The sequence below is a fragment of the Pseudomonas sp. RC10-4-2 genome (genome assembly GCF_050433085.1).
GTDB classification, from domain to species: Bacteria; Pseudomonadota; Gammaproteobacteria; order Pseudomonadales; family Pseudomonadaceae; genus Pseudomonas; species Pseudomonas aeruginosa.
The window spans coordinates 1-1,114 of the sequence record NZ_JBNPXX010000013.1 but is presented as its reverse complement, the minus strand read 5'-3'; the positions used below and the strand labels follow the sequence as shown (position 1 = coordinate 1,114).

General features: G+C 65.3%; 1 protein-coding gene. It reads right to left on the bottom strand.

Annotated features, from left to right (window positions below):
- The coding region (locus FHW81_RS30500) for a type VI secretion system Vgr family protein (RefSeq protein ID WP_034057933.1) at positions 1-1,094 on the bottom strand (1,094 nt) is incomplete at its 3' end.
- Between the last annotated feature and the right edge of the window lie 20 nt (positions 1,095-1,114).

The window sequence follows — 1,114 nt, the reverse complement described above, 5'->3', positions numbered from 1 at the left end:
GGCCGAGGCAGCGGTGCGGGACGCCATTCGACGTCCTCGGGTACCAGTTCGGCGCGCAGGTCGTAGCTCACCCCCAGAGGGGCGTCGGCGGACTCTTCCTCCTGGCCGGCATACTGGGTGCCGCGATGGACCACCCGCACCGGCCGCCACCAGGCGTTGAAGTCGGCACGCGGATGACCTTCCAGGGCAAAGGCGTGGCCCGGGATCAGCCGCGGGTCGTCGCCGCTGACCGATGCCACCCGCGCATCGCGCCGGTGCCCTCTGAGGCGGCTTTCGGTGAAAGGCCGGCCGGCGCCGCTCCGCTTGTAGCGACCGGGGTAGTCGTAGCGCTCGTAGGACGAGCCCTGATGCTCGAGCGCCTCGCCAGCGAGATGATGCTCCTGGTCGTAGGTCGGGCGCTTGAAGCTGTAGTCCCGCTGGGTCTGTCGAGCCGTACGAACATTTTCGCTGTAGCGGAAAGAATGAAGCACCGGCTGCGGGTTGTCGCCCTCCGGCTGGGCGCTGAACAGTACCGGGCCGCCGGCGATACGCTCCTGGACGTAGAGCCGGTCGCTGCAGACCAGGGTGTGGCGGTGTTCGTCGAAGCGGAAGTAGTAGACCAGGCCTTCCTCGAAGGCCAGCCGGTCGTGCAGGTAGTGATCGCTGTCGCCGGCCTGCACGCAGTATTCGCGTGGCAGGTGCTCGTGGTAGATACGCTGTTCGTAGTCGAGCACCCGGTGCTCCTTGAGCAGCGCCTGGAGAATCTCCGGAACACTCTTCTCCTGGAAGATCCGCCAGTTGCAGCACAGCTCCAGGCGCGCCAACTGCGGTTCCAGCAGCAGTTCGTAGCGGGTCCGGCGAAAACCCGAGCTGCCCTGGGTGAAGTGGCTGACGATGCCATGGACGTAGCGGGCCGGACGGCCGTCCTGCCAGAGGGTGAAGGTGCCCGGCTGGTCGAGTACCTGCCTGAAATCGATGGCGTTCTTGTCGCTGGCCAGCTTCAGGTTCAGGCGGAAAGGCTCGCAGAGCGCTTCTTCCAGTTCGAACTCGACGACATCGAACGCGAGTTTCCCTTCGCCGACGACGAAGGTGAATTTCAGGTCCCTTTGACGCATGGATCGTTCCTTGTTCCTGG